The sequence below is a fragment of the Klebsiella sp. JN_Kp122 genome, from assembly GCF_040062085.1.
Taxonomy (GTDB): Bacteria; Pseudomonadota; Gammaproteobacteria; order Enterobacterales; family Enterobacteriaceae; genus Klebsiella; species Klebsiella aerogenes.
Window position 1 is genome coordinate 167,374 of sequence record NZ_JBEAHW010000001.1, and the last position, 13,667, is coordinate 181,040.

The 13,667-nt window shown below is 57.2% G+C and carries 13 protein-coding genes; 10 read left to right on the forward strand and 3 right to left on the reverse strand.

Going from position 1 to position 13,667, the window contains the following annotated elements; all coding sequences use genetic code 11:
- Positions 1–40: 40 nt before the first annotated feature.
- Genes ABLU78_RS00820 through ABLU78_RS00830 form a run of 3 tightly spaced genes read left to right on the forward strand, consistent with a single transcriptional unit; the run spans position 41 to position 3,018 of the window.
- Positions 41–1,276, forward strand: a complete 1,236-nt coding sequence (locus tag ABLU78_RS00820; RefSeq protein ID WP_048228726.1) for a four-carbon acid sugar kinase family protein — start codon at positions 41–43, stop codon at positions 1,274–1,276.
- A complete protein-coding gene (locus tag ABLU78_RS00825; protein WP_015705322.1) occupies positions 1,269–2,255 on the forward strand; it encodes a D-threonate 4-phosphate dehydrogenase in 987 nt (328 codons plus the stop codon). The genes ABLU78_RS00820 and ABLU78_RS00825 overlap by 8 nt, the downstream gene beginning before the upstream one ends.
- A gap of 1 nt (position 2,256) precedes the next feature.
- On the forward strand, positions 2,257–3,018 hold the full coding sequence (locus ABLU78_RS00830) for a DeoR/GlpR family DNA-binding transcription regulator (RefSeq protein ID WP_015366720.1): 762 nt from the start codon (positions 2,257–2,259) through the stop codon (positions 3,016–3,018).
- A gap of 10 nt (positions 3,019–3,028) precedes the next feature.
- Here the strand turns inward: ABLU78_RS00830 and ABLU78_RS00835 are convergent, their stop codons facing one another.
- Positions 3,029–3,907, reverse strand: coding sequence for a LysR family transcriptional regulator (locus ABLU78_RS00835; protein ID WP_015366719.1), 879 nt, complete (start codon positions 3,905–3,907; stop codon positions 3,029–3,031).
- A 105-nt stretch (positions 3,908–4,012) separates the two neighbouring features.
- Here ABLU78_RS00835 and sad point away from each other — a divergent pair, with 105 nt between their 5' ends.
- From sad to ABLU78_RS00870, 7 genes are all read left to right on the forward strand, one after another.
- Positions 4,013–5,398, forward strand: a complete 1,386-nt coding sequence (gene sad, locus ABLU78_RS00840; protein ID WP_048228727.1) for a succinate-semialdehyde dehydrogenase — start codon at positions 4,013–4,015, stop codon at positions 5,396–5,398.
- Positions 5,399–5,478: 80 nt separating this feature from the next.
- On the forward strand, positions 5,479–6,405 hold the full coding sequence (glsB, locus tag ABLU78_RS00845) for a glutaminase B (protein ID WP_015366717.1): 927 nt from the start codon (positions 5,479–5,481) through the stop codon (positions 6,403–6,405).
- Positions 6,405–6,773, forward strand: a complete 369-nt coding sequence (locus tag ABLU78_RS00850) for a DUF4186 domain-containing protein (RefSeq protein ID WP_015366716.1) — start codon at positions 6,405–6,407, stop codon at positions 6,771–6,773. Before glsB ends, ABLU78_RS00850 begins: the two co-directional genes overlap by 1 nt.
- Positions 6,774–6,887: 114 nt before the next feature.
- Positions 6,888–8,309: a GGDEF domain-containing protein gene (locus tag ABLU78_RS00855; RefSeq protein ID WP_015366715.1), complete on the forward strand. Its 1,422-nt coding sequence runs from the start codon at positions 6,888–6,890 to the stop codon at positions 8,307–8,309.
- An 81-nt stretch (positions 8,310–8,390) separates the two neighbouring features.
- On the forward strand, positions 8,391–8,930 hold the full coding sequence (locus ABLU78_RS00860; RefSeq protein WP_048228729.1) for a GNAT family N-acetyltransferase: 540 nt from the start codon (positions 8,391–8,393) through the stop codon (positions 8,928–8,930).
- A 103-nt stretch (positions 8,931–9,033) separates the two neighbouring features.
- Complete coding sequence (locus ABLU78_RS00865) at positions 9,034–10,485, forward strand: tagaturonate reductase (protein WP_048228730.1); 1,452 nt, start codon at positions 9,034–9,036, stop codon at positions 10,483–10,485.
- A gap of 216 nt (positions 10,486–10,701) precedes the next feature.
- Positions 10,702–11,142 carry a GNAT family N-acetyltransferase gene (locus ABLU78_RS00870; RefSeq protein ID WP_032711589.1) on the forward strand — a complete coding sequence of 147 codons (441 nt, stop codon included), beginning with the start codon at positions 10,702–10,704 and terminating at the stop codon, positions 11,140–11,142.
- Between the two features lie 159 nt (positions 11,143–11,301).
- On the opposite strand, the gene denD is transcribed toward ABLU78_RS00870, so the two are convergent.
- Positions 11,302–12,285 (reverse strand): D-erythronate dehydrogenase, encoded by a 984-nt coding sequence (denD, locus tag ABLU78_RS00875; protein ID WP_048228731.1) that lies wholly within the window; start codon positions 12,283–12,285, stop codon positions 11,302–11,304.
- A 19-nt stretch (positions 12,286–12,304) separates the two neighbouring features.
- A complete protein-coding gene (locus ABLU78_RS00880) occupies positions 12,305–13,621 on the reverse strand; it encodes an MFS transporter (protein WP_015366709.1) in 1,317 nt (438 codons plus the stop codon).
- Positions 13,622–13,667: the final 46 nt, after the last annotated feature.

Sequence of the window (13,667 nt, forward strand, 5' to 3'; positions counted from 1 at the left end):
ATAATCATTAACGATTCAAATAAGCGATGAAGGAAAGAGAATGAGCTGCGGCGATAACCCTGTTCTGGTGCTGGCAGATGACTTTACCGGGGCCAATGATGCTGGTGTCAGTCTGGCGGAAGCGGGCCTGGCGGTTGAGGTGGCCTTTAACGCCGGCCATCAGTCCACCACCCGGGCGTTGGTCCTCAATAGCGATAGTCGGGCGCTTTCCAGGGCGCAGGCTGCAGAGAAAGTGAACGCAGTACTCCGTGATGCGGCAAATTTCGCCGCCGTCTGGCAGGTGAAGAAAATCGACTCCACCCTGCGCGGCAACCCCGGCGCGGAACTGGAGGCGATGATGCGTGCGCGGAGCTGCTCTGTCGCGGTTGTCGCGCCTGCCTTTCCGGGGGCAGGGCGTATAACCCGCGGGGGGCGCTGTTATGTCCACGGTGTAGCGCTTAATGAAACAGAATTCGCCAGCGACCCCAAAACCCCGGTCACTAGCGCCGATATTGGGCAATTGCTCGCCATGCAGAGCCAGCTGCCGTGCCGTTCGCTTGACGTGCGACAGCTGGCAGCCGCCCTTGCGGAAGAGAGCGACCAACCACGGGTGTTGATTATTGATGCCGAAGAAGACGAGCAGCTGGATGAGGTTATCGCCGCGGTAGCCAGCCGCGCGCGGCAAACGCTGCTGGTGGGCTCTGCGGGGATCTGCGAGGCGCTGGCGCGCTATCTGCGCCGGGATGCGGCCGGGCCGTTGCTGGCGGTGGTCGGCTCCATGAGCGAAATAGCACAGACTCAGGTCGCCGCTTTGGCCGGCCATCCGCGGGTCGAGCGGATCGGGATTGATACCGCCCGCGCCTTTAACGGCGACGCCCTGGCCGATGCCCGGCGAATCGCCGCGGTGCTGGCGGCAAGTCATCATTGCGTGGTTACCACCTGCGCGGACAGCGCTGCCCGGCACGGTATTGAGGCGCAGTGCCGTGAACGCGGGGTGAGCCGCGCGTCGCTGGGAGAACGGATCTGCGCTTATCTCGCGCAGGTCACCCAACTTGCCGTTGAGTTACATGCGCCCGGGGCGCTTTATCTGTCCGGCGGCGATGTCGCTATCGCCGTCGCTCATGCGCTCGGCGCGCAGGGGTTTTATATAACCGGCCGGGTGGCGCAATGCGTGCCGTACGGCCATTTTCTCGGAAGTCGCTGGCCGCGTCCGGTGATGACCAAAGCAGGGGGATTCGGTACGGAGACCACGCTGCGGGATGTCGTGAATTTTATTGAGGAGAAACTGAGTGTCTAACATGATTGCGGTAACGATGGGCGACCCGGCGGGCATTGGTCCGGAAATTATTATTAAATCACTGAGCGAAGGGGAACTGAGCGGTGCGCCGGTAGTGGTCGTGGGCTGCGCGCAGACGCTGCGGCGAATCCTGGCGCTGAACATTACCCCGCGTGCGGAGTTGCGGATTATTGAGCACCCGAGAGAAGCGCTGTTTTCACCCGCGACGATTAACGTGATTGATGAACCGTTAAGCGATCCGCAGGCGTTGCGGCCAGGCGAAGTCCAGGCACAGGCCGGCGATTTGGCGTATCGCTGCATCAAGCGCGCCACCGCGCTGGCGCTGGCTGGCGAAGTCAAAGCTATCGCCACCGCGCCGTTGAATAAAGAGGCGTTACATCTGGCCGGGCACCATTTCCCTGGACACACCGAACTGCTGGCCCATCTGACGCAGACCAAAGATTATGCCATGGTGCTGTACACCGATAAGCTCAAGGTGATCCACGTTACCACCCATATCGCGCTGCGGCGTTTCCTCGATACCCTAAGCCAGTCGCGGGTGGAGACGGTTATCCGGGTTGCCGATGATTTTTTACGCCGCGTGGGGTATTCGCAGCCGCGCATCGCGGTAGCCGGAGTGAACCCGCACGCCGGTGAAAACGGTCTGTTTGGCGATGAAGAAATCCGTATCGTCGCCCCGGCCGTCGCGGCGATGGAGGCGCAGGGTATCCATGTTGTCGGACCGTGCCCGCCGGACACCGTCTTCATGCAGTGTCACGAAGGCATGTACGATATGGTGGTGGCGATGTATCACGATCAGGGGCATATTCCGCTCAAGTTGCTTGGATTTTATGATGGGGTGAATATCACCGCCGGGTTGCCGTTTATCCGCACTTCCGCGGACCACGGCACCGCCTTTGATATTGCCTGGACAGGTAAAGCGAAGTCTGAGAGCATGGCAACCTCCATTGAGCTCGCCATGCAAATCGCACAGGAATAACATGAAGGGATATAATCGGTTAGAGCAGATTATGGACTTCCTGAAAAGCCATAATCTGGTAACGGTCGACCAACTGGTTGCGGTAACTAACGCCTCGCCGGCGACCATCCGTCGCGATCTGATTAAACTCGATCAGGAAGGGGTCATTAGCCGTACCCACGGCGGCGTGACGCTCAACCGATTTATTCCCACACAGCCGACGACGCTGGAAAAAGCGCAGCGTAGCCCTCAGGAGAAATACGCCATCGCCAGGGCGGCGGCGTCGCTTATCAAGGCCGGCGATGCCATTGTGCTGGACGCCGGTACCACCATGATTGAACTGGCGCGACAGATTACGCATCTGCCGCTGCGGGTCATCACCAGCGATCTGCATATCGCGCTGTTTCTGGCTGAATTCAAACAGATTGAGGTGACGATTATCGGCGGGCGCATCGATGACAGCAGCCAGTCGTGTATTGGTGAGCATGGGCGACGCTTGCTGCAGAATGTGTGGCCGGATCTGGCATTCGTCAGCTGTAACGGTTGGGATTTGCAAAAGGGCATTACCGCGCCGACGGAAGAGAAGGCGGCGCTGAAGCGCGATCTGATCGCCAACGCCCGGCGGCGGATCCTGCTGGCCGACAGTTCGAAATACGGCGCCTGGTCGCTGTTCAATATCGCGCACCTCGACTCACTCACGGACATCATCACCGATGCGCATTTGCCAGGGGAGACCCGTGATGCGCTCCAGGAACTCTCGCCGCGGCTGATTATCGCCGATTAACGTCCGGCCATCATGTCGCGCTTGCCGCCTGACGGTCCTCGTTCAGCAATTCAATAAATGCCTCCAGCTGGCGCGTCTTCGCGCCGCGTCGCCACACAAGCCAGGTCGTCAGCCAGCGCCACTCTTCGGCGAGCGGCCAGGCGGAAACCTGCTGATGGCCTGGCATACTCTCCAGCATACTGCGTGGGATCAGCGCCAGCCCAGCGCCGGCGATTACGCAGGCTAACATACCGTGGTAGGACTCCATCTCATGGATCCTTCCGGGCGTCGCTCGGTCGGCGTGAAACCAACTCTCAAAATGACGGCGGTAGGAGCAGTTGGCGCGAAATGCGTAGACATTCGCGCCGTTGACCTCGCTGGCGCGGGTTACCGGCGCATGGCCATAAGGGGCGACGATCATCATCTCTTCCGGGAACACCGGTAGCCCCTCCAGACCGGGATGAACCAGCGGACCGTCGACAAACGCCGCGCTGAGCGTGCCTTCCAGTACTCCGTCAATCATGGTGCCGGAAGGGCCGGTGGACAACGCCAGGTGGATCTTCGGGTAACGCTGGTTGAAAAGGGCTAACGTGGTGGGGATGCGCACCGCAGCGGTACTTTCCAGCGAGCCGAGGGAAAACAGCCCCTGCGGCTCATCGCCGGCGACCACCATCCGCGCTTCATCGACTAACGCCAGGATTTGCTGGCTGTAGCGTAAAAAACTGTGCCCGGCGGGCGACAGACGCAGCCGTTGATTTTCGCGAATAAATAGCTCGACGCCGAGGTCGGCCTCCAGTTGGCGAATGCGGGTGGTCAGATTCGACGGGACGCGATGCACCTTCTGCGCGGCCTGGGTAATACTGCCGGTACTGGCGACGGCGTTAAACATCTCAAGTTGGGTAAGGTCCATAGTATTCTTCTTTTGTGAATGTATTGCTTAATATTATTCATTTTCAATGAAAGGAAGAGTAGGCCACACTATCCACACTTCGCAATCCCTACAGAGAGAATAACCATGAATTTATCTGCCATCCACGCGGTTTCCGTGAACCCGACCACTGGTGAAGTCGTGTCGTCTCTGCCGTGGTCAACCGAACAACAAGTGGATTCAGCCATTGCCCTGGCGCAACAGGGTTTTCGCCAGTGGCGCCAGGTAACGGTCGCCGATCGCGCCGCCGCGCTGCGTAAAGTCGGCGGCGCAATGCGCGCCCGCGGTGAAGAACTGGCGCAAATGATCAGCCTTGAAATGGGTAAGCCCATCGCCCAGGCACGCGGCGAAGTGAGCAAATCGGCTAATCTCTGCGACTGGTATGCCGAACATGGCCCGGCGATGCTGGCGACCGAAGCCACCCAGGTAGAAGATAATAAGGCGGTGATTGAATACCGGCCGCTGGGGCCGATTCTGGCGGTGATGCCGTGGAACTTCCCGGTCTGGCAGGTTCTGCGCGGCGCGGTACCGATTCTGCTGGCTGGGAATAGCTATCTGCTGAAACACGCGCCGAACGTGATGGGCAGCGCGCAGCTGCTGGGCGAACTGTTTGCCAAAGCGGGTCTGCCGGCTGGCGTCTTTGGCTGGATCAACGCCACCAATGAAGGCGTCTCGCAAATTATCAATGATGATCGTATCGCGGCGGTCACGGTGACCGGTAGCGTACGCGCCGGGCGGGCAATCGGCGCTCAGGCCGGCGCAGCGCTGAAAAAATGCGTGCTGGAACTCGGTGGTTCCGATCCCTTCATCGTGCTTAACGATGCCGATCTGGACGAAGCGGTGAAAGCCGCCGTTGTCGGCCGTTATCAGAACAGCGGGCAGGTCTGCGCGGCGTCGAAACGCTTTATCGTTGAGGCGGGTATCGCCGACGCTTTTACTAAAAAATTCGTGGCCGCGGTGGCAGCGCTGAAAATGGGCGACCCGCGCGACGAGCAAAATTATATCGGCCCGATGGCGCGTTTTGATTTGCGCGATGAACTGCATCAACAGGTTGAAGCCACGCTGAAGGAAGGGGCGACGTTATTGCTTGGCGGCGAGAAAATCGCTGGCGCCGGCAACTACTACGCGCCAACGGTACTGGCCAACGTGACCCCGGAGATGACCGGTTTCCGTCAGGAGCTTTTCGGGCCGGTGGCTACCATCAGCGAAGCCCGCGACGCGGCCCATGCCCTTGAACTGGCTAACGATAGCGAGTTTGGCCTTTCGGCAACCGTCTTTACGTCAAGCAGCGCGGAAGCGGAGCGTTTTGCGCGTGGTCTGGAGTGCGGCGGGGTGTTTATCAATGGCTATAGCGCCAGCGATGCTCGCGTGGCGTTCGGCGGCGTGAAGAAGAGCGGCTTTGGTCGGGAACTGTCGCATTTTGGCTTGCATGAGTTCTGCAATATTCAAACCGTATGGAAAGACCGTCGCTAATCGACGTTAGCGCCTGACGTCCGTCGCCGCGCTCTGCTATACTCGCCACCCGAATTTCGATGGTGGGCAAGGAGCCGAGTGTGGCGACGGTTATTAATAATGCAATGCTGGATGCCGTTCTGGCAGAAATCAGGCCGCTGATAGGGCGCGGCAAGGTAGCGGACTACATTCCAGCCCTGGCGCGCGTTAGCGGCAATAAACTGGGCGTCGCCATCTGTACGGTTGACGGCCAGCACTATAGCGCCGGCGATGCCCACGAACGTTTCTCGATTCAATCTATCTCGAAGGTGCTCAGTCTGGTGGTGGCGATGAACCATTATCAGGAAGAGGAGATCTGGCAGCGCGTCGGTAAAGATCCTTCCGGCCAGCCCTTTAACTCTTTACTGCAGCTGGAGATCGAGCAGGGCAAACCGCGTAATCCTTTTATCAACGCTGGGGCGTTGGTGGTCTGCGACATGCTGCAAAGCCGCCTGAGCGCGCCGCGTCAGAGAATGCTGGAGATCGTGCGTCGGCTGAGCGGGGTGGACGATATCGCCTATGATTCGGTGGTCGCGCGCTCCGAGTTCGAACACTCCGCGCGTAACGCCGCCATCGCCTGGCTGATGAAATCCTTCGGCAATTTCCATAATGATGTCGCCACGGTGCTACAAAACTATTTCCACTACTGCTCGCTGGAGATGAGCTGCGTTGAGCTGGCGCGGACCTTCCTGTTTCTCGCCGATCGGGGGATTGCCCCGCATCTGGCGGACCCGGTCATCGCACCGATTCAGTCGCGACAGGTTAACGCGCTGATGATGACCAGCGGCATGTACCAGAACGCCGGCGAGTTCGCCTGGCGTGTCGGGCTGCCGGCAAAATCCGGCGTCGGCGGCGGCATTGTGGCGATCGTGCCGCAGGAGATGGCGATTGCAGTGTGGAGTCCTGAACTTGATGAAGCGGGTAACTCGCTGGCGGGGATCGCCTTACTGGAAAAACTCACCCAACGTTTAGGAAGATCGGTGTTCTGATGTCTGCAATGGAAAATCTGTTCGCCCGGCTTGGGCGTTCAACATTCCGCTCTCGCTTCCACCTCGGGGTGAAAGAGCGGCAGTATTGTTATGATAAAGGGCCAGAGATTATCGACAGCCACGCGGCGGATTTTATCGCCAAACGGCTGGCCCCGGCGCAGATTGCTAATGACGGCAAGCAGACGCCGATGCGCGGGCACCCGGTATTTATCGCCCAGCACGCTACGGCGACCTGCTGCCGCGGATGTCTGGAAAAGTGGCATGCGATCCCGCGCGGGCGTGAACTGAGCGGCGAGGAGCAGCGTTACGTCGTACAGGTGATTCACCACTGGCTGGTGATGGAAATGAACGCGATTACCAACCGTTAACCGATAACGCTCAGGCATGGCAGTATGCCTAACAAATATTCTCATGCTATGATAATCCGCTAACTAATTATTTACATAATAATTGCCTGAAACAATTAGACGGATAATTACTGAATGTCTTCACTGTCGATTCGGTCATTCACGCTATTTCGCGAGGATCAACCGGTGCGCGATGCGCTGGTGTTATTCACGCTGACGATCCTGCTGCACTTTATGGGCGCTATGTTGCGTCTGGTGCAGGAGCTCTCGTTCTTTTGGCCGCTCAACGCCGTTATGGCAGGTATTTTCGCACGCTACGTCTGGCTAAATCGCAGCTATTTTTACGCTATTTGTTTTGCCGCGATGCTGGTTTATGACGGCCTGACTTCCCGTTGGGGCATGGGTTTTGCGTCGCTGCTGATTAACTTCTCCAATATCGTCTTCATCGTCATTCTGGCGCAACTGGTGCTGTGGGATAAGCGGCGTGCCGATTCGATGCCGGGGCCAATTAACGCTCTGAATCTTTTTTGTTATTGCCTGCTGGCGGCGTTGGTGTGCGCGGCGGTTGGCGCGTTGGGCTCGGTTGATGTTGAACGGGCGACTTTTATTCCGCAACTGGCGGACTGGTTTAGCGAGCAGTTCTCGACCGCGGTCCTCATCCTGCCGTTTATTCTGACCCTGACGCTGCCATCGGTGCTGGGCCGCTTTCGCTTTAGCCAACTACTGCCGGTGATAGCGCTGGTGCTATCGATGGCGCTCGGCGTGGCGGTAGGCGGCGCCGGAAGCCTGACTTTCCCGCTGCCGGCGCTGATCTGGTGCGCGATTCGCTATCCATTGCCGCTGACCTGCCTGCTAACGTTTATTACCGGTATCACTGAGATTCTGCTGGTGGCAAACTCGCTTATCCATCTGTCGCCGGATGCGCGTCCGCAGCCGTGGCAGCTGTTTTCAACCCGTCTCGGCATGGCGGCGATGCTGATTAGCCCGGTGATCGTGGCGACCAGCGTCGAGGCTATCAATAACCTGGTAAAACAGCTGGCGCTCCGCGCTGATTTCGATTTTCAGACCCGGGTTTACTCTCGTTCCGGTTTGGGCGAGGCGCTGAAACGCCAGGCGCCGCACCCGGATAAACAGCTCTCGGTGATGGTGCTGGACATCGATGGTTTTAAACGGGTGAATGATACCTGGGGCCACGAATGCGGTGACTGCGTGCTGACCCAGTTTGCCCAGCGCGTACGTGAACTGGCGGGCGAAGAGGGAATGGTGGCGCGTATCGGCGGGGAAGAGTTTGCCGTTGCGGCGCTGCTCGATAATGCTCAACAATCCCATCTGCTGGCGGAAAAAATTCGTCAGGGGATTGAGTCGGAAACGTTCACCTGGGGGCAGCAGCGTATTCGCCTGACGGTGAGTCTCGGCTTGCAGTGCCGCGAAGTCGGTGAAGGACGGATCGCCGAGCTGTTTAATCAGCTGCTGATGGAAGCGGATGACCTGTTAGTCAACGCCAAGCAGGCCGGGCGCAATCGTGTTTGCGTGCAGGCGCTGCCTGACGGCGTATGATAAGAAAATCCAATGGTCTTTTTGCTTGAGTTAAATATTAGTTAAAAACATAGTGATGTGGTCATTTTCAGGGAGCAACCTATGGCCACACCTATATCACTTCGCACGCTGACGCGTGAATCTATTCTTGAATCCCTTCCGCAATTAAATGAAATCCTCGCCAGCTGCGTGAACGGCGGGGCTTCGGTCAGTTTTATGCAGCCGTTTTCACCGGACACCGGCGAGCGCTTCTGGCAGCGGATGGCGCAAAGCGTCGCTGCCGGCGAGCGGATTGTTCTGGCGGCCGAAAACCAACAACGGCAGATAGTGGGGACCGTCCAGTTGATTATCGACCAGCCGGAAAACCAGCCGCACCGCGCCGATGTCGTCAAGCTTTTGGTTCACCAAAATGCGCGCCGGCAGGGGATCGCCGGGTTACTGATGAGCGAGCTTGAGGCTATTGCACTGGCGCACGGGAAAACCGTGCTGGTGCTGGATACCGCCACCGGCAGCGGCGCGGAGAGCTTCTATCAGCAGTGCGGCTGGCAAAAAGCGGGAGAAATTCCGCAGTTTGCCTTAATGCCTGACGGGGAAATGACGGGCACCACGCTGTTCTATAAGATCCTCCCGGCGACAGAATAATGCGAAGAGGTTTGATCAAAACGGGGTTTTGCGAAGCATAAAACCTGATAACTTATTGGACCAATTACTCAGGTTGTATGACTACTCTAAGAGGGAACCCATTGTGAAAACCTTAAACCGTCGAGATTTCCCCGGCGCGCAGTACCCTGAACGTATCATCCAGTTTGGCGAAGGTAACTTTCTGCGCGCGTTTGTTGACTGGCAAATTGACCTGCTTAACGAGCATACTGACCTGAATGCTGGCGTGGTCATCGTCCGACCCATCGCCAGCGATTTCCCGCCGTCGCTGAGCACTCAGGACGGCCTCTATACCACGATTATTCGCGGACTGAATGAAAAGGGCGAAGCAGTCAGCGATGCGCGTCTTATTCGTTCGGTAAATCGCGAAATTAGCGCCTACGCCGACTATGACGAATTTCTGCGCCTGGCGCACAATCCGGATATCCGCTTTGTCTTCTCCAACACCACCGAGGCGGGTATCAGCTACCATGCCGGGGACCGTTTTGACGATGCCCCGGCGGTAAGTTATCCGGCGAAACTGACCCGCCTGCTGTTCGAACGCTTCAGCCATTTTGCCGGCGCCGCCGATAAAGGCTGGGTTATCATCCCTTGTGAGCTCATCGATTATAACGGCGAGGCGCTGCGTGAACTGGTGCTGCGCTATGCGCGTGAATGGGCGCTGCCGGAATCCTTTGCCGCCTGGCTTGCAGAGGCGAACACCTTCTGTTCAACGCTGGTGGACCGCATCGTTACCGGCTATCCGCGCGATGAAGCGGAGCAGATTGAAACGCAGCTTGGCTATAAAGATGCCTTTCTTGATACCGCCGAGCACTTTTACCTGTTCGTGATCCAGGGGCCGAAATCGCTGGCCGCCGAACTGCGCCTCGATAAATTACCGCTCAACGTGCTGATTGTTGACGATATCAAACCGTATAAAGAACGAAAGGTAGCGATTCTCAACGGCGCGCATACCGCACTGGTGCCGGTGGCCTGGCAGGCAGGTCTGGACACCATTGGTGAAGCGATGAACGACGTGGAAGTCTGCGCATTTGTCGAAAAAGCGATATATCAGGAGATTATCCCGGTTCTCGATCTGCCGCGCGATGAGCTGGAATCATTCGCCAGCGCGGTAACAGGACGCTTTCGCAACCCCTATATCAAACACCAGCTGTTATCCATCGCCCTCAATGGCATGACTAAGTTCCGTACACGTATCCTGCCGCAGCTGCTGGCAGGGCAGAAGCAAAGCGGTAAATTGCCACCGCGCCTGACTTTCGCGCTGGCGGCATTGATCGCCTTCTACCGCGGTGAGCGTAACGGTGAAGTCTACCCGGTTCAGGACGACGCGGAGTGGATCGCACGCTTTCAGACGCTGTGGGCGCAGCATCGCGATGGCCAGCTTTCAACGCAGGATCTGGTAACGTCGGTGTTGTCGGTAGAATCGCACTGGCAGCAGGATCTGACGCAGGTGCCAGGACTGACGGCGCAGGTAACGGCTAATCTGGATGCTATCTTACGTGACGGCATGCGCAGCGCCGTAAAACCGCTGTGCTAAACGCTCCTCTGCAATGACCCGGCATGCTGCCGGGTTAATCTCTTTCATTAGTTACAACATTCTGGTTGTTGTTAGCAGTAAACCGTTGCAGTAACATCGTACCGACATCGCTTCGCAGCGGGGAAAGGGATGAAATGTGCACTCGGCGCTTGAAGTCATTTTCAGAAAGCAAAATAATGACTTAACGATGATGTTTAGCGTGCGGAGATCCCATCAATGAATATAGACATACGTGAACCTACTGACCGGGATTACAGCGCCTGGCGAGTGTTATGGGAGGGGTACACGCAGTTCTATAATAGCCCGCAGCCGGAAACCGTCACCGAACATACCTGGCGACGTCTGCTGGATCCGCAGTCTCCGGTGATCGGTCGGGTAGCCGTGGTTGAGGGCGAGGTGCTGGGGTTTGCTATCTGCGTACTTCACGAAGGCACCTGGGTAACGACGCCTGTCTGTTATCTGGAAGACCTGTTTGTTGCACCAAAAGCCCGCGGGCGGGGAGTCGCGAGAACGCTGATTCGAACCCTGCAGGCTGAAGGTAAAATTCAGGGATGGTCGCGGCTGTACTGGCACACCCGTCACGATAATCCTGCACGCCGACTGTATGATGAATTCACCCCTGCGGACGATTATGTTCGATATCTGATGAAGCTCTAGCTGTGCGACACAGGAGAAGCAGCATGGAAAAACGAATCGAAACTACCGTTAATCTGATTATGTTTCTGTCGTTACTGGCCACCGCCTGGGATCTTTCGCTGGTTCACGACTTCCCCTGGTAACATGCAGCGGCGCCGTCAGGCGCCGCTGGTACCGAACCTATTTGAGGTAATCTGCCATATACTCTTCGATCATTTCGCTGAAGCTGTGGTTGGCGCTAAACCCAAGACGCTGAGCATAGCGCGTGTCGAAATCGCCGGGCCACGAATTGACAATGCGTTCAATGGCGGCATCGGGCGTGAAGGTGATACGCTGCGCGACTTCACTGCCGGCAACCTGGCGCAACGCCACGATCATCTGTTCGACGCTGACCGACAGCCCGCAGAGATTAATCACCCGACCGTCCGTCAACTGTGCCTCAGCCAGTTCGTGCCCGTGAATTAAAGCCTTAATTGCGTTACGGGGCGACAACAGCCACAGACGGGTATCCGCTGTGACCGGGCAAACGGCGGATTCCCCATTAAGTGGCTCGCGGATAATACCGCTGGCAAAACTCGATGCCGCCTGATTGGGCCTCCCCGGGCGCACGACGATGGTGGGCATGCGCAGGCTTCTGCCATTAAGCCAACCGCGACGGCTATAATCCGCCAGTAACAGATCGCAAATGGCTTTTTGCGTGCCGTAAGAACTCTGCGGCAACCATACCTGTGAATCGCTCACTTTTTCTGGCAAGTCGCCGCCGAATACCGCCACCGAACTGGTGGTCACCAGTTTGACGCTCTGCGGCAACTGACGCAGGTGCTCGAGCAGTTGGCGGAAGGCATCAACGTTGATTTTCATCCCCAGCTCGAAGTCCTGTTCCGCCTGGCTTGAAACGATGGCGGCTAAATGAAAGACGCTATCGACCTGAGCGGGAATCGCGCTACATAACCATTCGCTATCGCTGATGTCGCCGGTTAATACCTGTAAACGGCTATCGTCAATCCCCTGGAACGCCACGCGGTCGATAGCGATCAGTCTACCGATTTCTTGGGTTTCGCCCTGCGGGCCGCTTAGCGAACCACGCTGAAGTAGCGCCTTGACCAGTTGGGAGCCAAGAAATCCGGCGGCGCCGGTGACGGCAATCGTTAATTTATTATTCATGGTGATTTTCTCAATATTATTAATGGTTAACCATACGGGCAGGAATACGGAATATCGCCGCAGCGCCGATAAACAGCGTCGCGGATATGATTAAGGTGCCGGTTAGCGTCGAATGGGTCATATCGGTGAGCAGGCCCATAATCCACGGGGCGACAAAGCCGGCGAGATTGCCAAAGGAGTTGATTACCGCGATACCGACCGCGGCGGAAGCGCCGCCAAGGAAGGCCGTCGGCAGGCTCCAGAAGAGTGGTAGGGTGCTCAATCCGCCGGCGGCGCCAATTGTTAAACCGATCATCGCAATCACCAGATCGTGGCTGAACAGCGCCGCAATAATCATCCCCAGGCCGCTCATGACGGCGATGGCGGCGAGATGCCAGCGACGTTCTCTGCGTTTATCGGCGCTGCGCGAAGCGGCAATCATGGTGACTATCGCTGCGGCATAAGGAATAGCGGTTAACAATCCGACTTTCAGCACATCGCCTTCACCGGCGTTATGAATCAGCGTTGGCATCCAAAAACTGACGGTATAGAACCCGGCAATCAGGCAGAAATAGATAAAAGTCAGTAACCACACCTTCGGATTCTTCAAAACAGCCAGCATCGAACCATGCTGTTCGGTCTTATGGCTGCCATCGCTGCGCAGTCGCGCCTCGAGCAACGCTTTTTCGTCATCTGACAGCCATTTCGCCTGCGCAATGCGGTCGGTCAGCAGAAATATCACCAGCACGCCAATGAGCAGAGATGGCGCGCCTTCAATAATGTACAACCACTTCCAGCCAGCGAGACCGCCGTACTCATGAAAATGGCCCATAATCCACCCGGAGAGCGGAGCGCCGAGGATCCCGGAAAGCGGTACGGCGGTAGCAAAGAGGGCGAACATCCGCCCGCGGCGATAGCTGGGGAACCAGAACGAAAGATACAGAATTACCCCGGGATAAAAGCCAGATTCCGCCACGCCTAAAAAGAAGCGCACGGTATAAAACTCCAGCGGCGTGCGCACAAATGCCGTCAGCGGCGCAATGAGCGCCCAGGAAATAAGTAAACCACCAAGTAACCGTCTGGCGCCAAAGCGATGAAGGATCATATTACTGGGAATTTCAAAAAAGAAAAAACCGATGAAAAATATTCCCGCACCGATACCGTAAACGGTGTCGGAAAATGCCAGATCGCTCGACATTTGTAATTTAGCGATACTGACGTTGATCCGGTCAAGATAGGCCAGAATATAGCAAATCATTAATAAGGGCAGCGTGCGGCGGACGACTTTCTTCCACACTAACTCTTCATTTATGGCAGGCGCAACGCCCTCCAGGCTCAACGCAGAGTGGTTTGACATAGTTCTATCTCCGAAAAATGAGCGCGCATCGGCGCTCACTGAGGCA

What these genes read in the sequence shown, in the direction of transcription:
- ABLU78_RS00820 (WP_048228726.1), top strand. Translation starts at nt 41, where the DNA reads ATGAGCTGCGGCGATAACCCTGTTCTGGTGCTGGCAGATGACTTTACC.
- ABLU78_RS00830 (WP_015366720.1), top strand. Translation starts at nt 2,257, where the DNA reads ATGAAGGGATATAATCGGTTAGAGCAGATTATGGACTTCCTGAAAAGC.
- ABLU78_RS00835 (WP_015366719.1), bottom strand. Translation starts at nt 3,907, where the DNA reads ATGGACCTTACCCAACTTGAGATGTTTAACGCCGTCGCCAGTACCGGC.
- sad (WP_048228727.1), top strand. Translation starts at nt 4,013, where the DNA reads ATGAATTTATCTGCCATCCACGCGGTTTCCGTGAACCCGACCACTGGT.
- ABLU78_RS00850 (WP_015366716.1), top strand. Translation starts at nt 6,405, where the DNA reads ATGTCTGCAATGGAAAATCTGTTCGCCCGGCTTGGGCGTTCAACATTC.
- ABLU78_RS00855 (WP_015366715.1), top strand. Translation starts at nt 6,888, where the DNA reads ATGTCTTCACTGTCGATTCGGTCATTCACGCTATTTCGCGAGGATCAA.
- ABLU78_RS00860 (WP_048228729.1), top strand. Translation starts at nt 8,391, where the DNA reads ATGGCCACACCTATATCACTTCGCACGCTGACGCGTGAATCTATTCTT.
- ABLU78_RS00870 (WP_032711589.1), top strand. Translation starts at nt 10,702, where the DNA reads ATGAATATAGACATACGTGAACCTACTGACCGGGATTACAGCGCCTGG.
- denD (WP_048228731.1), bottom strand. Translation starts at nt 12,285, where the DNA reads ATGAATAATAAATTAACGATTGCCGTCACCGGCGCCGCCGGATTTCTT.
- ABLU78_RS00880 (WP_015366709.1), bottom strand. Translation starts at nt 13,621, where the DNA reads ATGTCAAACCACTCTGCGTTGAGCCTGGAGGGCGTTGCGCCTGCCATA.